Origin of the sequence: Paraburkholderia diazotrophica (genome assembly GCF_038900755.1) — a bacterium.
GTDB lineage: Bacteria > Pseudomonadota > Gammaproteobacteria > Burkholderiales > Burkholderiaceae > Paraburkholderia > Paraburkholderia diazotrophica_A.
Genome location: NZ_JBBPEN010000004.1, coordinates 473,644 through 494,630, shown reverse-complemented (window position 1 = coordinate 494,630; position 20,987 = coordinate 473,644). Strand labels below are relative to the sequence as shown.

At 61.9% G+C, this 20,987-nt stretch carries 22 protein-coding genes; 11 read left to right on the top strand and 11 right to left on the bottom strand.

The window, feature by feature from the left end:
• Positions 1-19: 19 nt before the first annotated feature.
• Genes AABE10_RS16205 through AABE10_RS16195 form a run of 3 tightly spaced genes read left to right on the top strand, consistent with a single transcriptional unit; the run spans position 20 to position 2,129 of the window.
• The gene (locus AABE10_RS16205; protein ID WP_342934282.1) at positions 20-1,060 is read left to right on the top strand and encodes an amidohydrolase family protein; all 1,041 of its coding nucleotides are present in this window, start codon (positions 20-22) and stop codon (positions 1,058-1,060) included.
• Entirely contained in the window at positions 1,057-1,725 is a 669-nt protein-coding gene (locus AABE10_RS16200) for an RraA family protein (protein ID WP_342934281.1), read from the top strand. Before AABE10_RS16205 ends, AABE10_RS16200 begins: the two co-directional genes overlap by 4 nt.
• 11 nt (positions 1,726-1,736) lie before the next feature.
• Positions 1,737-2,129, top strand: a complete 393-nt coding sequence (locus AABE10_RS16195; protein WP_342934435.1) for a hypothetical protein — start codon at positions 1,737-1,739, stop codon at positions 2,127-2,129.
• Between the two features lie 186 nt (positions 2,130-2,315).
• Here the strand turns inward: AABE10_RS16195 and AABE10_RS16190 are convergent, their stop codons facing one another.
• The 7 genes from AABE10_RS16190 to AABE10_RS16160 all read right to left on the bottom strand — a co-directional run bounded on the left by AABE10_RS16190 (position 2,316) and on the right by AABE10_RS16160 (position 7,278).
• Positions 2,316-2,843, bottom strand: coding sequence for a low affinity iron permease family protein (locus AABE10_RS16190; RefSeq protein WP_342934280.1), 528 nt, complete (start codon positions 2,841-2,843; stop codon positions 2,316-2,318).
• A 160-nt stretch (positions 2,844-3,003) separates the two neighbouring features.
• The gene (locus AABE10_RS16185) at positions 3,004-3,891 is read right to left on the bottom strand and encodes a YihY/virulence factor BrkB family protein (protein WP_428983330.1); all 888 of its coding nucleotides are present in this window, start codon (positions 3,889-3,891) and stop codon (positions 3,004-3,006) included.
• Positions 3,892-3,923: 32 nt separating this feature from the next.
• On the bottom strand, positions 3,924-4,109 hold the full coding sequence (locus tag AABE10_RS16180; protein ID WP_342934278.1) for a hypothetical protein: 186 nt from the start codon (positions 4,107-4,109) through the stop codon (positions 3,924-3,926).
• 124 nt (positions 4,110-4,233) lie between these two features.
• Complete coding sequence (locus tag AABE10_RS16175; protein WP_342934277.1) at positions 4,234-6,012, bottom strand: ATP-dependent DNA helicase RecQ; 1,779 nt, start codon at positions 6,010-6,012, stop codon at positions 4,234-4,236.
• Between the two features lie 171 nt (positions 6,013-6,183).
• On the bottom strand, positions 6,184-6,507 hold the full coding sequence (locus AABE10_RS16170) for a carboxymuconolactone decarboxylase family protein (RefSeq protein ID WP_342934276.1): 324 nt from the start codon (positions 6,505-6,507) through the stop codon (positions 6,184-6,186).
• Between the two features lie 115 nt (positions 6,508-6,622).
• Positions 6,623-6,958, bottom strand: coding sequence for a cupin domain-containing protein (locus tag AABE10_RS16165; protein WP_342934275.1), 336 nt, complete (start codon positions 6,956-6,958; stop codon positions 6,623-6,625).
• A gap of 14 nt (positions 6,959-6,972) precedes the next feature.
• Positions 6,973-7,278, bottom strand: coding sequence for a hypothetical protein (locus AABE10_RS16160; RefSeq protein WP_342934274.1), 306 nt, complete (start codon positions 7,276-7,278; stop codon positions 6,973-6,975).
• A 149-nt stretch (positions 7,279-7,427) separates the two neighbouring features.
• Here AABE10_RS16160 and AABE10_RS16155 point away from each other — a divergent pair, with 149 nt between their 5' ends.
• Both AABE10_RS16155 and AABE10_RS16150 read left to right on the top strand, forming a co-directional pair.
• Complete coding sequence (locus tag AABE10_RS16155) at positions 7,428-8,354, top strand: LysR family transcriptional regulator (RefSeq protein WP_342934273.1); 927 nt, start codon at positions 7,428-7,430, stop codon at positions 8,352-8,354.
• Positions 8,355-8,456: 102 nt separating this feature from the next.
• Positions 8,457-9,422 (top strand): GlxA family transcriptional regulator, encoded by a 966-nt coding sequence (locus tag AABE10_RS16150; protein ID WP_342934434.1) that lies wholly within the window; start codon positions 8,457-8,459, stop codon positions 9,420-9,422.
• A 122-nt stretch (positions 9,423-9,544) separates the two neighbouring features.
• On the opposite strand, the gene AABE10_RS16145 is transcribed toward AABE10_RS16150, so the two are convergent.
• The 4 genes from AABE10_RS16145 to hisD all read right to left on the bottom strand — a co-directional run bounded on the left by AABE10_RS16145 (position 9,545) and on the right by hisD (position 14,332).
• Entirely contained in the window at positions 9,545-10,957 is a 1,413-nt protein-coding gene (locus AABE10_RS16145) for an MFS transporter (protein ID WP_342934272.1), read from the bottom strand.
• A 228-nt stretch (positions 10,958-11,185) separates the two neighbouring features.
• On the bottom strand, positions 11,186-12,193 hold the full coding sequence (locus AABE10_RS16140) for a galactitol-1-phosphate 5-dehydrogenase (RefSeq protein WP_342934271.1): 1,008 nt from the start codon (positions 12,191-12,193) through the stop codon (positions 11,186-11,188).
• A 21-nt stretch (positions 12,194-12,214) separates the two neighbouring features.
• The gene (locus AABE10_RS16135) at positions 12,215-12,982 is read right to left on the bottom strand and encodes an SDR family NAD(P)-dependent oxidoreductase (protein WP_342934270.1); all 768 of its coding nucleotides are present in this window, start codon (positions 12,980-12,982) and stop codon (positions 12,215-12,217) included.
• Positions 12,983-13,018: 36 nt separating this feature from the next.
• The gene (gene hisD, locus AABE10_RS16130; RefSeq protein ID WP_342934269.1) at positions 13,019-14,332 is read right to left on the bottom strand and encodes a histidinol dehydrogenase; all 1,314 of its coding nucleotides are present in this window, start codon (positions 14,330-14,332) and stop codon (positions 13,019-13,021) included.
• Positions 14,333-14,594: 262 nt separating this feature from the next.
• Between hisD and AABE10_RS16125 the strand changes: the two genes are divergently transcribed.
• The 6 genes from AABE10_RS16125 (at position 14,595) to AABE10_RS16100 (ending at position 20,970) form a co-directional block, all read left to right on the top strand.
• The gene (locus AABE10_RS16125; protein WP_342934268.1) at positions 14,595-15,632 is read left to right on the top strand and encodes a LacI family DNA-binding transcriptional regulator; all 1,038 of its coding nucleotides are present in this window, start codon (positions 14,595-14,597) and stop codon (positions 15,630-15,632) included.
• Positions 15,633-15,856: 224 nt separating this feature from the next.
• Positions 15,857-16,108 carry a hypothetical protein gene (locus AABE10_RS16120; protein WP_342934267.1) on the top strand — a complete coding sequence of 84 codons (252 nt, stop codon included), beginning with the start codon at positions 15,857-15,859 and terminating at the stop codon, positions 16,106-16,108.
• Between the two features lie 764 nt (positions 16,109-16,872).
• Positions 16,873-18,141, top strand: coding sequence for a hypothetical protein (locus AABE10_RS16115; protein ID WP_342934266.1), 1,269 nt, complete (start codon positions 16,873-16,875; stop codon positions 18,139-18,141).
• Positions 18,142-18,307: 166 nt separating this feature from the next.
• Positions 18,308-18,835 carry a 2,4'-dihydroxyacetophenone dioxygenase family protein gene (locus tag AABE10_RS16110; RefSeq protein WP_342934265.1) on the top strand — a complete coding sequence of 176 codons (528 nt, stop codon included), beginning with the start codon at positions 18,308-18,310 and terminating at the stop codon, positions 18,833-18,835.
• Positions 18,836-18,838: 3 nt separating this feature from the next.
• Positions 18,839-19,603: an SDR family NAD(P)-dependent oxidoreductase gene (locus AABE10_RS16105; RefSeq protein WP_342934264.1), complete on the top strand. Its 765-nt coding sequence runs from the start codon at positions 18,839-18,841 to the stop codon at positions 19,601-19,603.
• Positions 19,604-19,665: 62 nt separating this feature from the next.
• The gene (locus AABE10_RS16100) at positions 19,666-20,970 is read left to right on the top strand and encodes an MFS transporter (RefSeq protein ID WP_342934263.1); all 1,305 of its coding nucleotides are present in this window, start codon (positions 19,666-19,668) and stop codon (positions 20,968-20,970) included.
• Positions 20,971-20,987 lie beyond the last annotated feature (17 nt).

Sequence of the window (20,987 nt, the reverse complement as noted above, 5' to 3'; positions counted from 1 at the left end):
GACTCAAAGGGTTCGCTTCATGATCATCGATTGCCATGGCCATTACACGACGTCGCCGCAGCAACACGAAGCCTGGCGCGTGAAGCAGGTCGCTGCGCTGCAAGACGGCACGACTGTCCCGCCGCGTCCCGTCATCACCGACGACGAAATCCGCGAAAGCATCGAAGCGGGTCAGCGGCGCATCCAGCGCGAGCGCGGCACGGATCTCACGATCTTCTCGCCGCGCGCGGCAGGCATGGGCCATCATCTCGCCGGCGCGCAAGCGAATGCCGTCTGGTCGAGTGCGTGCAACGATCTCGTGCATCGCGTTTGCACGTTGTTTCCGCGCCATTTCATCGGCGTATGCCAGTTGCCGCAGGCACCCGGCGTATCGCCCGCGAACAGCATCGCGGAACTGCGTCGCTGCGTGCAGGAGTTGGGGTTTATCGGCTGCAATCTGAATCCGGACCCGTCGGGCGGTCACTGGTCGGGCCCGCCGCTGAACGACCGCTCATGGTATCCGCTGTACGAAGCGATGGTGGAACTCGATGTGCCGGCGATGATTCACGTATCGTCGTCGTGCAATCCGAACTTCCATGCGACGGGCGCGCACTACATCAACGGCGATACGTCGGTGTTCATGCAACTGCTCACGGCCGATCTGTTCGCTGATTTCCCGACGTTGCGCTTCATCATTCCTCATGGCGGCGGCGCGGTGCCTTATCACTGGGGACGCTATCGTGGACTCGCGCAGGACATGAAGCGGCCACGGCTGCGCGACTATCTGCTAAAGAACGTGTTCTTCGACACCTGTGTCTATCATCAGCCAGGTGCCGAATTGCTTGCAAAAGTGATTCCCGTCGAGAACATTCTTTTCGCGTCGGAAACCATTGGCGCCGTTCAGGGTATCGATCCCGAGACAGGGCACTACTACGACGACACGCGGCGCTATATCGATGCGATCGAATGGCTGAGCGACGCGGACCGGCAACGCATTTACGAAGACAACGCGCGGGTGGTGTACGGACGCCTGAGCGCGCAACTCGACAAGCAATTGGCTACGGAAGGGGCGACGATATGAATCCGATCGGCTGGCGTGAATATGAATCGGCTCCGCAGGCGAGGAGGGCGACGCTCGACGCGTTGCGCGAGCTTGCCGTGTCGCTGCTCAGCGACAACATGGCCCGCGCGAGCGGAATAATCGGGCTTCAGCCGTATCACCGCCCGAAGGCGATGGCAGGCACAGCCGTGACCGTGCGCACGCGTGCAGGCGACAACCTCGCGATCCATCGCGCGTTCGACTTTTGCAGGCCCGGCGATGTGCTTGTGATCGACGGCGGCGGCGAGCTGACCCAGGCGTTGATGGGCGACATCATGGCGAGCTATGCGGAGAGTCTTGGCGTGCAGGGGCTTGTGATCGATGGTGCGATCCGTGATGTCGGCGCGATACGTCAGCGCGATTTTCCCGTCTATGCGAGAGGTGTCACGCATCGCGGGCCCTATAAGAACGGGCCAGGTGAAATCAATGTGCCTGTGACGGTCGGAAAAATGGTGGTGAACCCGGGCGACATTGTCGTCGGCGATGACGATGGGCTGCTGGCCATCGCGCCTTCCGATGTCGAACGTGTGATCGAAGGCGCGCGCAAGCAACGAGCGAAGGAAGCGGCTGCACTGCAATCGATCGCCGAAGGCCGCTTCGACAGGTCGTGGGTGTTGCCGCACCTCGACCGGATGATGCGCGGATGAGCCGCCATACGATGACACCGTACGTGGACGCCGCTGCTCTCGTCGAACTCGCGCAACGTGCCGAAGAGAACGCGGTTGAGTCATGCTCGTGTACCAGAACATCGCTGGATGGCTGGCAATCGCAACCGCTTTCCATCGATGATGCGCAGCTCCTTGAAATCGCGACGCTAGTACGCGAAGACGATGCCGAACCGACGTTCGCCGAATATCGGCCCGGTAACGTTCAGTATTGGTCTGCGGATGCACCCATCGCTCCGCGCTATTTTCCGTACAATCGTTGCGGCGTGTGGCAATGCATGCAATGCAACCGGCTCTATCTGCGTTATACGGAAGGCGGAGGGTACTTCGTCGACCGGCGAATTCGCGCGCTGAAATCGCAGTTGATCGAAGACGTGCCGCTCTGATCCCACGGTCGCATTGCGCCGCAGTTGTGACCAGTCGCATTGCCGGCGCGTTCCCGTCGTCATCGTGACAGGGACGTCAAGTGTCACGTACGGTATCCACAGGCGCGTTCCTGTCGGGGGTATGACAAGAGGGGAGCGAGCCGACTCATAGTCTCCCAGCGTTTCTACGCTCCCGGCTTTGTGATCCTATTCCTTGTTCCCGTCGACGTTCGCTTTGGCGTGAGCGACCGATTTTTCGACGCTGCCGGCGCCGCGATGCCGTCTGCCCGCGTGCTCGGCGAGTTGGAGATAAGCATCGGCGATACGTCGCAAGTCCTCTTCGGATGCATCCTCGATGCCGATCAGTTTGTTGTTCGCGCCACTATGCGAGGCAAGCAGTTCATTCAGCTTCAAATGAACGGCCACACTGTCCTTGTTCTGGCTTTGCTGGATCAGAAAGACCATCAGGAATGTCACGATGGTCGTGCCTGTGTTGATGACGAGTTGCCAGCCATCCGAATAGTGAAAGATCGGCCCCGAGATGAGCCAGAGCGCGATGGCGATGACGGCAACGCCGAACGCGACGGGAGAACCTGCCCATCGCGTAACCGTCGACGCAAAACGGTCGAATGCGCGAGTTACGGGATGCCGCGTCGCATAGGCAGGGCTGGAGGTGTCCGGCACGGACTGCAGGCGGTCGATGGGGTGTCGGTCAGTCGATTGTGTGGAGCGCATGAGACCTCCGTGAGCGACGTTGCGTCATTCGGCCGTGCAGGGACTTCTCGCATCCCCCGCACGGCCCGGGAGCGCATTGCAGTTTTCAGCAGCCTGAACTCGTCGAGTGATCAGCAAGTCGTATGCCGATGGATTGCGGACCTGTCAGTTTTTATGGCTGCTATCGTGCCGGCTTGTCTTTAGGCGTCCCGCCGAGCACTGCCGCGACCTCTGCGCCGAACAGGAAGACGACAGCGCAGAAGTACAGCCACATCATGAGTACGGCCAGCGAGCCGGCTGCGCCGAAAGCGCCCGCCGTGCCCGCGTGGGCCAGGTAAAGAACAAACAGATGGCGCCCGACCGTGAAAAGAAACGCCGACACGAAACCGCCGACGAGCGCGGGCGATGCGCGGACACGTGTATCCGGCAGCCATTTGATGAGAACGCCAAGGCCGACGGTGAGCAGCAGGAGCGCAAACAACGACTGCGCGGCGCTGGCCAACACGGTGAGCGCCGTGCTTCCCAGCAACGCGTGCCCGACGGTCTGAATCGCAACGTCGGCGACGAGCGACACGACGAGCAGAAACGCGAGTCCCATCACCAGCCCCAGCGATACCAGCCGCGCGCGGATCAACAGCGCGACGCCGGCAATACCCTTCGGCGACTGGACCTTGAACACCACGTCGAGCGCGGTGTTGAGCGACGAGAAGGTCGCCGATGCGCCGAGCGCCAGCAGCAGAATCGAGACCAACGCCGCGAAGCCGCTTCCGCCGGAGCGATGAGCGTGCTCGACGATCGCCTGCATCGCACTGGCCGCCTCGGTGCCGAGAACGTCTTTGACCTGGGCAAACAGCTGTCCTCGTGCAGCATCCTGGCCAAAGAACCATCCGACGACCGCGAGCACGATTAGCAGCGTCGGCGCTAGCGAAAACGCGCAATAGAACGCGATGCTCGAACCCATCATCGCGCATCGATGAGCCGTGAACCGGCTGACGGCAGCCTTCGACACATCGACAATGGGTATCGTCCGGCGATGCATAACGTCTGTTCTTTTCTGCGTCCGGTTCATCATAATCGCTTCACGCTTTCCGCCCCGACACCTCAGTGCTTTTCGTCCTTTGACCGCTCGGGTTTTCGTTTATCCGGCGCATCCTTGTCGGACTCTATCCGGGTCGTGCCACCCGTCGCCGGCGCGTCGCTCGCTGGAAAAGTGTCTTCAATCGCTTTGTCGACGACATGCTCCGGCTTCTCGCTGGTCGGGTTCTGCTCCTTCTTGCCAGTGGTCATTCGAGCCTCCTTTGGTTGATCGGTTCGCTATCGTTTTGAGCAATGCGCGTTCCGCGCGGCGCGAGTACAGCTCGCGGCCTTTGCGTCGAGGCACTTTGGATGCGGAAAAGCGGCCGGAATAGAGCTAGCGAGAAGCGCGGCGTTCGGCATCGACGGGCTTGACGAATCGTGAGAGAAAAGTGCGTGTCGCTCCATCGGGAAACAGCACGGCGACCTGTTCCGTCGTCGCAAACGCTACCTGGCCCGTACCGTATTTGCGCACGCGAACCGCCTGCCCGCGCGCAAAGCCGCGCTGCGCGTCAAGGGTCTTGCGCGCGGTATCCAGCATGCGGCCTTGCGCCGTGACGGGTTCTCGCACGGGCTCGATATGCGGCGGATTCAGACAGTTGTCGCACGTGCCGCATCGCTCGAACTCATCGCTATAGCCGAAGTATTCGAGGATCGTGCGCCAGCGGCATCTGCCCGTCTGCGCGTAGTCGATCATCTGTTGAAGCGCGGCGCGGTCGCGCTCTGCCGGTTCACCGTATCGTCCGAGCGCCGCTTCGAGTGCATCGCCGTCTTGCGCGTCGTTGCGCAGCACATAACGGCGCGCACGGTTGCGGGATACGAGACCCGCGTCGAGCAGAATCCTGAGCGCAACCTGAAGCTTGTTGCGTCCGATATCGCCGATCGCCTGTGCGAGTCCGTGCATGCTCACGCCCGACGTCGATGCGGTGTCGTTTTGCGCAAGCGCCTCGCGCACGCGTTCGACAAGCTCGCGGTCAGGATAGCGGCCGAGCATCAGGAACTGCTGGACCCGCCGGTCGTTCAGATCGAACAGCAGCACGCAACGGGCCGCTTCGCCGTCGCGTCCCGCACGCCCGGTTTCCTGGTAGTAGGCGTCGATGCTGCCCGGCATCTGATAATGGACCACGAAGCGAATGTCGGCTTTATCGATGCCCATACCGAATGCGTTCGTTGCGACCATCACGCGTGCAGTTCCGCGCATGAACTGGTCCTGCGCCTCCTGCCGCTCGCGCGACCTGATCCGGCCGTGATACAGCGCGACGGGCACGCCCCATTCGCGGATGGCTGCCGACAGATACTCTGCTTCGCGGACAGTCGCCGTGTAGACGATGCCGGGTTCGTCGCTTTGCGCGAGCAGTTCGCGGATGGCGGCGAGCTTGGCCTGCGCGGAACGCGCCGATGCGCGTCCCTTGCCGCCCGATACGGACACCTGCTTTACGCTGTAGTGCAGATTCTCGCGATAGATGCCTGTTTGCAGCACGCACGGCTCGCGCATGCCGAGCGAGCGCACGATATCGTCGACGACAGCCGATGTCGCGGTCGCCGTCAACGCGAGCATCGGTGGACGCCCGAGGCTGCGCACAGCATCGGCGATTTGCAGAAAGGCAGGTCTGAAATCGTGGCCCCATTGCGAAATGCAATGCGCTTCGTCGACGACGACGAGGCTGACGCGCTTGCGCTCGGGCTCGATACCGCGCGTACCTGTGCGTGGTTCGTCGCCGCACCGGAGTGCGTCCAGCAGCGCGGGTTTGCCCAACTGCTCGGGCGTGACGAAGACGATCGCTCGCGATGCGGTGTTCAGCCTTTCGTATGCGTCGCGTTCCTCGTCGGCCTTCAGCGTGCTGTTGATCTGCAACGCGTCCACGCCCGCTGCGGCCAGCTTGTCCCGTTGGTCTTTCATCAACGCGATCAATGGCGACACGACGAGCGTCAGGCCGCGCAGATGCATCGCCGGCAGTTGGTAGCACAACGATTTGCCCGCGCCCGTCGGCATGATGGCGAGCGTATCCCGGCCTTGCATGACGCTCTCGATAATCTCGCGTTGGCCTGGCCGCAACGACTCGAGGCCGAAGACATCGCGCAGCGTCTGCTGCATCGCTCGCATTCTGGTGCCCATCGATGCCGCCATCAATGCTCCCCGCGTCTATCGTTCTTGTGACGCGGGGCTTCTCGCATACGACGTGCCTGATGGGCGCAGGCGTGCGTATGGACGTGCACGAACGGCAACGGGCTTCGGTGTTTCGCCATGAGATCGTCACCATGATGACGCCTCATAGCGAACATCGGCCTATTTGTGCTGTTTTCTCATCATGTCGAGTGCGATAGTCGAATGAGCAAAGGCAGCGCCCGCGCGCATCTCGGCCGCAACCCAGATCGCCTCCATGATCTCGTTGTCCGTCGCTCCCGCTTTCATTGCCGCTCTCGTATGTCCGCGTATGCAATACGGACACTGCGTGACATGGGCGACGGCAATTGCGATCAGCTCTTTCGTCTTTGCAGGTAACGCTCCGTCCGCAAAGACGCTGTCGGTGAACGCCTTGAATGCGGCGAGCGGCGCGGGTGCAAGTTCGCGACGCCGCGCAGCAATCTCGGCATCGGGCAGTGGGTACATCGAATCGTCCATCATGGGTCTCCCAGGAAAGGCGCTACATGAGAATTGCACTGCTGGCAGTTCAATTCGATCATATATCGCGAGTTGTGGACGACTTTCTGTTCTTTCCGTTACGTTAGCCGTTATGAGGGAGATAGAGGGTGACGAGCACCGACGCGTTTTCCAATGCTTCTAGCGAATGCGGCTCGCCGGCGTGGAGAAACAACATGTCTCCGGCGCGCATCGACTGCGTTCCGCCGCTTGTGCGGAACTTGACGGCTCCTTCGATGCACTGCACGGTAATTTCGCCGGGCGCGCGATGCTCGGGGATATGTTTGCCCATCGGGAGCACCAGTCGCACGACCTCCAGATGATCCGAACGCATCAGCGTCGTGGATTTCGAATCCCGCAATGCTTCACCGAGAGGTCGAACATCGATCAGTTCTCCCGCTGCTGCTCGAGGCAAGGCCATCGCAGTCCCCGCGGTCAATCGGTGACTGTCACGCGGATCGTTCTCTGTTCGAGCGCGCGACGCCGGCTGCTGTCCCGAAGCGGATTCGCGTAACGGCGCGCCCGCGAACGCGCATCGGCGAATGCGGGGCGAAACGGCTTGACATCGATGTTGTTCGATGACGTTGCCTGGACAGCGTCATCGTCTTCACCGAGGTACGCATATCGGCCGTGATCCTGTCCGCCGACAAGCAGTTGTTCGGGAATATGCGTCGCCAGCAATACGGTCGCCCAGGCCCCTAAACCCAATGCCGTTCCTCCGGCAATGATCAGCTCCATCATGATTTCACCTCTTATGCGAGTGCTGTCCGAGGTCATGCGCGTCCGGACAGTTCCGATTCGATCGACTTCATGACCATTCTCCGGTTGCTCTTATCAATAGGCAAATGCATTATCATTGCAATTGAGTGCAAAAACTTTGCTGGGAAACGATGGACATCACGTTGGCGCGCACCTTCCTGGAAGTGTCGGCGAGCGGCAGCTTCATATCGGCTGCCGAGCGGCTGCATCTCACGCAGACGGCGGTCAGCGCGCGAATCCGCACGCTGGAGGAACAGCTTGGGCGTCGGCTTTTCGTGCGCAACAAGGCGGGCGCGCGCCTGACGACGGCGGGCGAGCGCTTCGTCCGGCACGCGACAACTCTCGTTCAGGTCTGGGAGCAGGCCCGCCAGCATGTCGCGCTGCCGCCCGGACGGGAAGAGGGCGTGAGTCTCGGTGGCGAACTCAGCTTGTGGCATCCGCTTCTCACCGACTGGCTCGTCTGGATGCATCGCGAGTGCCCGGAGATCGCGTTGCGAGCGGAGGTCGACAGTCCGATGCGATTGCTCGATCGCGTGCACGAAGGCTCGCTCGACATTGCCGTTCTCTACAATCCGCCGCAACGTCCTGATCTGATCTCGGAGTTGCTGGTCGAGGAAAGACTCGTCCTGGTAACGACCGCGCCGGACGGCGTGATGGACCCGGCGGAGTATGTGTTCGTCGATTGGGGGCCGAGCTTCGCGGCGAATCACCATGCGGCCTTTCCCGAGTTGAGCAATCCGCCCGTCTCCATATCGCTCGGCCCATTGGCGCTGACGTATTTGTTGTCGGTGGGAGGATCGGGCTATTTTCGTATCGGCACCGCGCAACCGTTTCTGGCGGATGGCCGTCTGCGGCTCGTCAAGGGCGCGCCGGAGTTTTCATGGTCCGCCTATGCCGTCTACGCGAGACGCCAGGAGGGGCATGTCATCGAACGGGTCCGCGACGGCCTGCGCGCCGTCGCCGCCGCATATGACGAGCCGAAGCACGGCCACGCTGTCGGTTCGCGGCCGACTGTGCGCGGCGGCAAGCGACGAAAAGGCACGACGAGGGGTGGATGATTGCGCGCGTCGATGCACGTGGATGTGCGGCGGAGTCCAATGTAGCCTTCGGACGCAAAAAGCTGTATCGTCGCATATGACATCTTTATGGTCATTTACGCCATGCGCATCGCCGTACTCGCTCTCGATGGACTGTTCGATACCGGGCTCGCCGTGACGCTCGACGCGCTCGGCGTCGCGAACAAGCTCGCCTCGCGCGCGATGGGCGGGGCACCGCGCTTCGACGTGACAGTCGTGGGCGTGCGCAGAAGAGTGCGCTCGGGGCAAGGCTTCTCGATTCCCGTGCAAGCGATCACGCCAGCGCTCAAGCCGGCTTGGATCGTTGTGCCCGCACTCGGCGCGACGACGCCAGACATGCTGATTCCCGCGCTGGAACGCGCGGACGTAAAGGACGCCACCGCGCAATTGCAGAAGTGGCGGGACGAGGGCGTGTTCATCGCAGCGTCGTGTATCGGGACGTTTCTGGTCGCCGAAGCAGGGCTGCTCGATCATCGGGAAGCGACGACGACCTGGTCGCTCGCGCCGCTCTTCAGGCAACGCTATCCGAGTGTTTCGCTCGACGAGTCGCGCATGCTCGTGGCGACCGACATCGGCGTGACGGCGGGCGCCGCGATGGGGCACCTCGATCTTGCGCTGTGGCTGATTCGCAAGGCGAGCCCGGAACTGGCGACACTTGTCTCGCGTTACCTGCTCGCCGACATCCGCTCGCTACAGGCGCCGTACATCATCCCCAATCATCTCGCGCTGGCGGACCCGCTGATCGAGCGTTTCGAGCGATGGGCACGCGATCGTCTGAAGGAAGGCTTTTCGCTGCAGGACGCCGCCGCCGCGCTCGCGACCAGCGCGCGCACGTTGCAGCGCCGTTGTCAGGAGGTGCTCGGAAAATCGCCGCTCGCCTACTTTCAGGACTTGCGTGTCGAGCGCGCGCAATCGCTTCTGCACGGCAGCGGTCTGGACCTTGAGGCGATTGCCGCTGAAGTCGGTTATGTCGATGGCGCGACGCTGCGAACGCTGCTGCGTCAGCGCCTGGGGAGGGGCGTGCGCGAGTTGCGCGCCGATCTGCGCTAGCTGTTAGCGAAGCTGATCTCTTTCGATTCGTGCGGCAGCGTCGACACGCCACGCTTCAACGACAGGCTCGGAAATCGGGGACTAGCATCGGATGCAATGCGTAGTCCCCACGCCGCAACCCGCTAGATGTTGCCTTCCAGCACGGCGTCCTCTGCGCGATGTTGTCCGTCGCTCTCCTCGATGGTCGCTCCGACGGGTTCCCACTTGATCAGCAGCGCCGCGGCCAGCCCGAGCGCGGGCGCGAGCATCAGAATGCCGATCATGTTGTAGAAGCCCACCGACGCGACGAGCAACGGAAAGAAGTAGAACCCCGTGATGCTCCCCACACGAACCATGCCTTGTCCCCAACCGGTGCCGACTCCGCGGATACGCGTCGGATAGGACAGCGCGGCCATCGTCATGCCCTGAGCGCCGGGACCGAACGCATGACCGAGGATCATGAGGCCGACGAGCAGGCCCGTGTATTGAATGGGCAGCGCATCGTGCAGCTTGAACAGTGCAAGCAACGAGAGCAGCACGAGCACATAGCCGGCTATCGCCATCCTGCGCGCGCCCATTCTTTTCGTCACTGCAACGCCCAGCAGCGCGCCCACGATCCCGAATGCGTTGAACGCGATCGCGCCGACAATCGCGTTGATGAACTCCTTGCCGAACAGCGCCTGCGAGATCGACGGGAGGTTGAATCCGATGGCGAAGTACTCGAGGCTCTGCGTCGCGCAAATCACCGATACGAGAATGGTTCGCTTGATGAATCGTGACGTAAAGATTTCACCGAAGGATGCCTGCTCGCGCAACTGAGGCACGCGGTGGGCCGTGTCCTGCACGACACGTGTCCGGATCTTATAGGTGGCCTCGAGAATGCGCGCGGCCTCGGCCAGCCCCAGATTCTGCGCGGCCCATGGCGCGCTCTCCTTGACGTACTTGAAGCGCAGAACGAGGATGATCAGGGCGGGCAGGGCACCGAAACCGACCGCCACGCGCCACAGGTCATCGCCAAAGCCCGCGAAATAGAAGGGAATGGCGATCAGGCCGGTACACGATGCCGCGACGTACCACATCAACTGCCACAGATTCACACCGGCGCCGCGCTTGCGCCGGTTGACGAACTCGGCAATGAAGCTCAGCGCCACCGGAAAGTCCAGCCCCACGCCAAGACCGAGCAGAAACCGGAAGACGAGCAGCATCGGCAGGTTCACCGACAGCGCCGCGCCGAGCGCGGCCACGACGAGCAGAATGAGGTCGACGAGAAACATCTTGTACCGGCCGACCTTGTCCGTTGCCTTGCCGCCCCAGATCGCGCCGATGAACGCGCCAATCGCCATCATTGCCGTGACGCTGCCCACTTCGATCGGGCTGAGCCCGAACGTCTTCGTGAGCGCGGGAACGCCGATGCCCAGGCTCGTGAAGTCATACGCATCGACGAAGACGCCGCCGAGCGCAATCATGACGATCAAAAACGTTGACCTGCCTCCCGCCTGTTCATCGACGAAATCGGAAACGTCCTTCGCGCTTCGGATGACCAACTCCTGTTTCATGCTGCCTCCTCGTGGGTTCTCGATTGGAAAGGGTCCGTGGGACCTCGTTACCCTCCAGGCGCTGATGCGCTCTCTTCTCTGATCGACGGGCGGGACGCAATGCGTGTGGCCCGCGTGGTTGCCCGTTGCGTATCCCGTGTCTTGTCCATTTTGTGTCGGCGGCGATTCATCGGCCGTTGATCGTCGCCGGCATCGTTGCTTCCAGTCTGTGCGCCATCGCCTGACGCATCATGCTTCCGGTGTCAGGATGACCTTGCTCGCTGCAATGCGGCCCCTGTCGAGTTCCTCGAACACGTGACCGCCTTCGTCCAACGGACGGATGTCGAGCCATTCGAGCGAGCCGAACGCCCCTTCATGCAGCGCGGCGACCGTCGCGCGAAGATCGGCCATTGAATACGTATAGCTGCCGAGCAGCGTGATTTCGGCGAGCGTCAGCTTGCGCATGTCGATTTCGCTCGCCCAATCTTGCAGGCCGATATGCATGATGACGCCGCCCGGCTTGACGGCAGCGAGCGCGAGGGCGCGCGTCGGCTTTGCGCCTACGGCGTCGATTACGAAGTCGAACCGGTTGTCGGGCACGGTGGTCGCGAGTGGATCGAAGGCCGTGCAGCCGGCGTGCTCCGCAGCCGATGCGCGCCTCAGAGGATTGACCTCCGCCAGCTCGACCGCGCGGCAACCATAGGAGCGCAGCAGCAGCGCCGACAGCATGCCGATTGCGCCGCCGCCGATGACGAGCGTGCGGCACTCCGGCAGCGGTCTCGTCAATGCGCGCATCGACAGGTTTAGCGCATGCAACGCGGTGGCTGCCGGTTCGGTGACGGCGGCGTGCGCGGCGGGCATGTCCGGCGGTATTGCGATGATGCTCGAAGCCGGAATGGACATGTACTCCGCAAACGCCCCGGGCCGCGTCATGCCGACCATCGTGCGATTCGAGCAGAGGTTGTCGCGCCCCTGCTCGCAGTACTCGCAGCGGCCGCATGTGATCAACGGGTTGCCCGTCACGCGCGCGCCGCATTGCAGGCCTTGTGCGCGCGTATCGGCGATCGTCCCCGAGAACTCGTGGCCGAGCACGAGCCCCGGCTTGCGTCGCGGATCATGGCCATGGAACGCATGCATGTCCGAGCCGCAAATGCCAACCGCGTCGATCCTGACGATCACCTCGTCATCGCTGATCTCGGGATAAGGGCGTTCCATCAGCTGGATTTTATTAGGCTGCGTATAGACAAGCGCTTTCATCGATATGCTCCGTTGCCGTGTTCAACGCGCCGTATAGCCGCCGTCGACCATGATCGTCTGCCCGGTGATGTAGGCCGACGCTTCGCTCGCGAGAAAGACGGCCACGCCGTAGAGGTCTTCGAGACGCCCATTGCGGCCGATGCACGTCTGCTTCGCGTGATGATCCGCAAGCGTGGGATCGTCGAATACGGGCGCTGTCAGCGCCGTCGGAAAGAACCCGGGGCCAATTGCGTTGCACGTGATGCCGTGCATCGACCACGCCTGTGCGATTGCGCGCGTCAGTTGCACGATGCCTCCCTTTGCTGCGCCGTAGGGCGCGCTGTTGCTGAACGCGCGATACGACTGCAGCGACGCGATATTGATGATTCGGCCGTAGCCGTTCGCTTTCATCTGCGGCGCGAGTGCTTGCGTGAGAAAGAACGGCGCGCCCAGGTGAATCGCGAGCTGCTGATGCCATGTATCCGGCGTGACTTCTTCGAACGGCTGGCGCAGATTGACGCCGGCCGCATTGACGAGGATATCGATCGGCCCGTGCCGTTGCGCCGCTTCGAGCGCGCATGCGCGGGCCGCCGACAGGTCGCTCAGATCGCACGCGCTCGTGTGCGCATCGATGCCTTCCGCCTGCAACGCACTCGCGGTGTCATCGAGCGCGGCGCGCCGGCGCGCGACGAGCACGACGCGCGCGCCCGCATAGCCCAACGCGTGCGCCAATGCGGCGCCAATCCCGGCGTTGCCGCCCGTGACGAGCGCGGTGCGGCCGTGCAGGTCGAACATCCTGTGTATGTTCAAGTCGTGCTCCTTTGACTGCGAACGCATGAAAGCGCGTCAAACCAGGACCGGTTCGCCGCGCGCGAACTGGTCGTTCGGAAAGTACTTGCGCAACCGGTCGTCGGCGGTGCGCGCGTGCGCTTCCATACCTTCGAGCCGCGAGATACGCGCGGTCACTTCGCCGATCTGCCTCGCTGCATCGCGCGTCATGCGCTGCCACGTCAGCGTCTTGATGAACTTGTGGACAGAGAGTCCTCCCGAGTAGCGCGCCGCCCCCTTGGTGGGTAGCACATGATTGGGCCCGCTCGTCTTGTCGCCGAATGCGACCGTGGTCTCTTCGCCGAGAAAGAGGGAGCCGTAGCAGGTCAGGTGCGTCAGCCACCAGTCGAGTTCCGCCGCCTGCACCTCGAGGTGCTCGGCCGCGTAGCGATCCGATATCTGTACCACCTCTTCGCGCGTGTCGCAGAGCACGACTTCGCCGTAGTCGCGCCATGCGGCTCCTGCGGCGTCGCGCGCGGTCGGCGGAAGGCCGGCGATCAGTTCGGGCACGAGCCGCATCACGTTGTCGGCGAGTGTTCGCGAGGTCGTCAGAAGCCATGCGGGCGACTCATGGCCGTGCTCGGCCTGGCCGACGAGATCGCTTGCCACGATCTGCGCGTCGGCTGTGTCATCGGCGATCACCGCGATTTCGGACGGGCCGGCAAACACGTCGATGCCCACCTTGCCGAACAGCGCCCGCTTCGCTTCGGCAACGAACTTGTTGCCTGGCCCGACGATCACGTCGGCCTGCTTGCCGGTGAAGAGACCCAGCGCCATCGACGCAATCGCCTGGACGCCGCCGAGCGTCATTACGATGTCGGCGCCCGCGGCCTTGAACGCATAGAGCACGTAAGGGTGAATCCCGCCGCCGCGAAACGGGCTGGAGCAGGCGATGACGGTCTTGACGCCAGCCGCTTTCGCGGTCGCGACGGTCATGTAGGCGGACGCAATGTGAGCGTAACGTCCCGCTGGCGCATAGCAACCGACCACGTTGACGGGCACGATCTTCTGTCCCGCCGTCACACCCGGATGAAGCTCGATCGCGAAGTCTTCGATCGAGCGGCGCTGGGCGACGGCGAAATCGAATACCTGGCGCGCGGCAAAATCGATATCGGCTCTTACATGCGCGGGCACTTCCAGTGCGCGCCGCTCGATCTCCCCGGAGGACACGATGATGGGGCCATCCCAGTGATCGAGCTGCTTCGCGTACGTGCGCACGGCCTCTTCGCCGCCCGTCTCGATGCGCGCGAGCATCTCGTGGACGACCTGCTGCGCAGTCGCCGTTTCGCTCTCAGGCGTCCTGGCTGCCTTCTTCAGGTAGACAACGCTCATTGCCTTCTCCTTATTGATCTGCAAAAAATGCAAGCGCTTGCATTTTGCGGCTTTTAAAAGGGCTGGAAGGCCCCGAAATTTTCCATGTCGGCCGTCTCGCGACCTCAATTGCTTGATCAAATGCAAACGCTTGCATTCAATATAGGCCGATCCGGCTGCGGTTGCATCGGGGGTTTCCACTAGGCCTATGCGCGATTTTTGTGTTGCGCTTGCAGACGCGGTTTAGAATCCCATCAACTGAACGAGTCGCACACTGCAAGTCATGAGTACCTTGTCCCGGGCCCGCATCAGCGATGTCGCCGCTCTCGCTGGAGTCTCGACATCGACGGTTTCGCGCGCGCTGTCCAACCCGGACGTCGTGAAGGCCGACACCCGGGCTCGCATACGCGATGCGATCGCCACGCTTGGCTACGTGCCGGACGGCTCGGCGCGCGCGCTCGCGCTCGGTCGAGGGCGTCTGGTCGGAGCGATCGTGCCGACGCTCGACAACGCGATCTTCGCGCGCGCCGTGCAAGGGCTGCAGTCGACGTTGTCGGGTTCCGGCTATCAACTGCTGATCTCCGCACACGAATACAACCCGGCAGCCGAAATCGAAGTGGTCCGCGCACTGCTCGAGCGCTCGGTCGACGCGATCGTTCTGGTCGGCATCGACCATGCGCCGCAGACGTTCGATCTGATCAGAGCAAGCCGCGTGGCGCTACTGTTGATGTGGACTTACCCGGGACAAGCAGCCGACGGCTCGGAAAGCGTCGCGCCTGTCATCGGTTTCGACAATCGCGAGATCGGGCGGCTTGCCGCGCAGCATCTGCTGGAACTCGGACATCGACGTTTCGGCGTCATTTCCGGCTTCACGCGGCAAAACGATCGCGCACGGCAGCGCATTGAGGGCTTCAGACAAACGCTCGCTGAGCAGGGCATGCGGCTGCCCGAAGCGAATGTCGTCGAACAGCCGTTCGGCTATGAGGGCGGGCGCGCGGGGCTCAAGCTGCTGATGCAATTGCGGCCTGCGCCGACTGCCGTGTTTTGCGGAAACGATGTCCTCGCGATGGGGTGTCTGTTCGAAGCGCAGAGCAGCGGCATCGACGTGCCCCGTCAACTGTCGATCGTCGGCTGCGACGATCTGCCTGTTTCCTCGCAGATCACACCTTCGCTGACCACCGTTCTGCTGCCGACTTATGAGCTCGGCGTGCGCGCGGCGCGTGCGCTGCTGCACTGGATGAAGGACGAGAGGACGCCCGAGTCCGAGTGCCTGCCAATCGAACTCGTCGTGAGAGGAACGAGCGGACCACCCGCTGCGTGACGCCGCCAGTCTCTGTGGAACTCATTGCGGTCCAGTGCTTCGTCCATTCATGCTTGCACATGCAGGAACCGAAACACCGAATTGCATTCTTATCACCGGAAGCTTTTGAGCAACGAACTTAAAACGGTGAGAAACGAATGACACATACGTTCCGACGATGGCTAGGCGTTCTGGTGATTGCATCCGCTGTGAACTGCCCCGGCGCCGCGCACGCAACCACCGCAATGAGCGTCCCGTCATGTGGCCAGTGGATTGCCCGCAAGAACTCGAGCTCCGACAAGGCGACGAGCGAGTCATGGCTACTCGGATATCTTAGCGGGCTCGCCACGGGAACCCGAGTCGATATTCTGCGCGACACCGATTACAACTCGCTGATGGTGTGGATGGACAACTACTGCAACGCACATCCGCTCGAGCGCGTAAGCGGTGGCGCGGCACAGCTTTATCTCGACTTGCAGGGTCGCATGCCGAAATAGCCTGGCCCGTGGCGCGCGGGCGCTTTTCGCGCCAGGGTCGATTCCGAAAAAAATTTCTCGATGCGATTAATTTTTCAGCGATATTTGACCGGCGCCTTACCGGTAATTATGTCTTGCCGGATAAAAGATGCGGCGCCTTTATTGCTGATTGTGCCGATCGTCGATTGACGGCACTGTGTACTTGCGGGCGAACGAGGTCAATAATTACCTTATCGGACGAATGCGCCGTTAGAGACGCTTGCGAGATGTTTGCCGCTGGTAATAAGAAAGGCGGAATTTCCTTTCCAAAAATGAACATAGGAAGAATCGCGCTAATTAGACGAATGTACCTGCTTGCATATGCAAATCGGGCCGTTATGCGCGTATTATTTACCCCGGTCGAACGGGCACGCGAATAACTTGCAGACCGGGTTATGCGCGAATGCCAAAGTTGCGGAATACATCGACGCAATGCATCAGGATAGACGGCAAGTAGTGGCAGGATAAAAACGGAGAATCGTGGAAACCCGCTGCGCAAAGGCCTGCCGGGTTCGAAAGGGTTTGCCTGCGAGTATGGCGACCCCCGCGCTTTAGCATCACCGCCTCGCATGTCGTAGAGGCGGTTCACGCAGTTCTCCATTTCCCCGCATCGAGCAGGCGAAGAATTGTTGTTACCAGTAAGGACTACTGCGTAATGTGAATTCGCTCGCGCCGTCTTTTCCAGTTCAAGCGATCAACTGGTTGTGTTTGTTCTGAAAATTTTCTCGACAGGAACGAATTGAAAAATGGTTAAACGACGTCAATTTCTCAGCGGCCTGACCGCTCTCGGCGGTGCGTATCTTCTGAACGCATATGGTCAGACTTCGGGGGTTGCAGGCGCGTCGCCCGACGGGACGGCGATTCCTTCGGCTTCGTCCATCATCGACAAGATGGGCTCGAAATGGACAGTGAGCAACGGTGTCATTTATCGCAATGGCAGTACTGTGGGCAACACCTACAACGTGTCGCTTCTGCTCTGGTACGGCGGAAAGATGTGGCACATCGGCACGGGTGGACAGTTCTATGTGCACACCGACCTCGACAAATGGCTGCCGTGTAACGATCCTCGCGTCGCCGTCGGGGCTCCTCCTGGATCGTTCTACGGCATCAACGGGCATTTCGACTATACGTACACCCCGGCGCAACTCGTCTCGATCCTGAAGAGCATGGGCGTCACGAATTATCGTGTCGGATGTTCCGACGACCCGAAACAGGTGAATGCCGTCGTCAAACTGGCGCAAGCGTTCCAGCCGGCCGGCATTTCACTGCTCGTGCTGATCAATCAGGGCATCTTCGATTCGAATGGCATCCTGTTTACCAGCGAATCCGCCGCATATAACCGCGGTTTGCAGGCTGCGATGACCGTTGCCAATGCACTCAAGCCATACGGCGTCACGGTCTATGAATGCGGGAACGAACTGACGCGGCAGGTCCCGACCGTCCTCGACTTCACCAGCGCAGGCACCAAGGCGATCGACTTCAACAACCTGAACTGGCCCGTCATGCGCGGCGTGATGCGCGGGATGATCGACGGCGTAAAGGCTGTCCAGTCCGATGCGAAATGCGGCATCAACTTCTGTGTCGCGGATATCGGCGCGGCCGACGCGCTATGGGACGGCATGCAACCGGACGGCTCGGGCGGCTATCCGAAAGTGCGCTGGGACGTCACGACCTGGCATAACTATGAGGTGTACGGCGACATCTTCAACATCGGCATTGACGGCGCAGGCCCGGGATTCGACCTGCCGACGTATTGCAAGGCCCGCTACGGCGTGCCGTTCGTCATCACCGAATGGAACACGGGCCCGGAGAAATCCCAGGACTATCGAGCGGGTTACATCACGAGCACGCTTGGCAACTTGTTCCCGGCTCGCAAGACACACAACATTCAGTCTGTGATGTACTACATCCTCGACAGCGGCGACAACACCTTTGGCGTTATGACCAACGGAGTGACACTCAATCCGCCGTATAGCGCATTCACGAGTTTCGTGTCGGCCAACCCGGACACCTGACCTCAACGCAGACTTCCGTTTCCGCACGCATCGCGTGTGGAAGCGGGCAGGATCAGTCCCGGGCCGGCGCGATCCAGGCGCTTGACACGTTTCACAAATCGTCCGACTATGTGTCCACAATACGAAGTGAATGTCCATAATATGGACGGCACATACAGGAGGCGAGATGACAACCCAATCGAGTGGCGTCGATGCGATGACGCCCTATCAGCTTCCCAATCCGCCCGAAGCGTTGCGCGAAATCGTCGTCGAGTCTGCGATTCCGCTGGACGAGCGACTATGGGTTCCGCAGGCCGAAAACGTCTGGTTTCGGCCACTGTGCCTGAATGTGTCGAGCGGCTACTGGATGAACCTGCTGCGCGTGCGCAAGTCGGGCGTCCTGAGCCGGCACCGTCATCCGCAGGCCGTGCATGGGCTTGTCCTTAAAGGCCGCTGGCGCTATCTCGAACACGACTGGGTAGCCACGGAAGGCAGCTACGTGTTCGAGCCGCCGGGCGAAACGCACACGCTGTACGTGCCGGAAGACGTCGAAGAGATGATCACATACTTCCAGGTCAACGGCGTGATGTACTACTGCGACCCGTACGGCAAGCACACCGGGTACGAGGACGTCTTCACGAAGCTCGACATGTGCCGCGCGCACTACGAGCGCGTCGGCCTGGGGGCGAGCTACGTCGATCAGTTCGTGAGGTGAGCGGTGAGCGCGCCTTTCGGATTGTTCCGCGCATCGTATGACTTTTCAGGCGCCGTGGCCGTCGTCACGGGCGGCGCGCGCGGCATCGGCGCTGCGATCGCGCGGCGGCTTGCGGATTGCGGCGCATCGGTGGCCGTATGGGATCGCGATACAGCGTCAGCCGACGCCAGCTCCCACGATTCGCGCATCGCGCGCATCGCCGTCGACATCACGGATCTCGCATCCGTCGAGCGCGCCGCGAACGCAACGCTCGAACGCTTCGGCGGCATCGCGCTGCTCGTCAACAACGCCGGCTATGCAGGGCCGACGATGCCGCTTGAACAATACGATCCCGCCGAATGGTCGCGCATCGTCGACGTCAATCTGACGGGCACTTTCAATGTCTGCCGCCAACTGGTGCCCGCACTGCGCCGCGCAGGACACGCGCGCATCGTCAACGTCGCATCGCTTGCGGGCAAGGAGGGCACGCCGAATGCGTCGGCGTACAGCGCTGCGAAGGCCGGCGTGCTCGCGTTGACGAAGTCGCTCGGCAAGGAACTCGCGCAAACGGGCGTGCTCGTCAATGCGATTGCGCCTGCGGCGGTGCGCACGTCGCTGCTCGAACAGATGTCGCCGTCGCACGTGCAGACGATGATCGACAAGAGTCCGATGAAGCGACTCGGCGAACCCGATGAAGTCGTCGAACTCGCACTATGGCTCTGTTCATCGTCGTGCTCGTTCAACACGGGCGCGGTGTTCGATTTGTCCGGAGGCCGCGCCACTTACTGATTCATCGTTGTTCAACACACCCTTCCACATAGACTCAAAAGAGCATTCGGAGGAGACAGCACATGCAACCGAAGACCTCGCGCCTGCGGCGCATTCAATGGATCGCGCTGACATTCCTGACGCTGGCGGGCATCGTCAATTATCTCGATCGCAGCACGCTGTCCATCGCCAATCATTCGGTGAGTACCGAACTCGGCCTTTCGGCTTCACAGATGGGCTTGCTGTTGTCGGCATTTTCGTTTGCGTACGCGTTTTCGCAGCTTCCCGTCGGCGCGATGCTCGATCGCTTCGGCGCGCGTGTGATGCTCGGCCTCGGCATGTTCGTGTGGTCGTGCGCGCAGTTGTGCGGCGGCCTCGTTCATACGTTGCCGCAGTTTCTGGCGGCGCGCATTGCGCTCGGCATCGGCGAGGCGCCGCAATTTCCGGCGGGCGCGAAAGTGGTCAGCGAATGGTACGCGCTGCGCGAGCGTGGCCGGCCGACGGGCATCTTCACGACCTCGTCGACGATCGGACCCGCGCTCGCGCCGCCGATTCTCACGGTCCTGCTGCTCGCGTTCGGCTGGCGCTGGATGTTCGTCGTGATGGGCGTGCTCGGCATCGCGGTGGCGATCGGCTGGTACCTGATCTATCGCAATCGCGGCGACGTGACGCTCGAGCCGAACGAAGTCAGGCATCTGACGGAAGAAGAACCGCTCGCGCGCGCCGAACGCAAGATGACTTTTGCGGAATGGCGCGGCCTGTTCGGGTCCGCGACGACATGGGGCATGATCTTCGGCTTCATGGGCGTGATCTACATGGTGTGGCTGTACCTGACGTGGCTGCCCGCGTATCTCGAACACGAACGCCATCTGACGATTGCGAAGACGGGTTGGGTGGTGTCGATTCCGTACATTTTCGGCACGCTCGGCATGCTGTCGAGCGGCTTTATCGCCGATGGGCTGATGGCGCGCGGCATGGCGCCGATGCGCAGCCGCAAGTGGCCGATCTGCTGCGGGCTGATCGGCGCGGCCGTGTTCACGGTGCCCGCCGCATACACGCCGACGCTCACGCTCGCGATCGTCTATCTGTCGCTTGCGATGTATTTCGTCAATCTCGCGAGCGGCGCGGCGTGGGCGCTGGTCAGTGTCGCGACGCCGCGTCATCTGGTGGCGTCGCTCGGCAGCATCCAGAACTTCGGCGGCTATTTCGGCGGATCGTTTGCACCATTCATCACGGGCGTGGTCGTCGATCAGACGCACTCGTTCGTCAACGCGTTTCTGATCAGCGCGGGTGTGTCGTTCGCCGCGGCGCTCGTGTACATGTTCGTCGTGCGCGTGCCGATCGTGGACAAGGGTGAGCACGGCGCGGCCGCGCAAGCCCGCGCGTAATGCAACCTTGAAGCAAC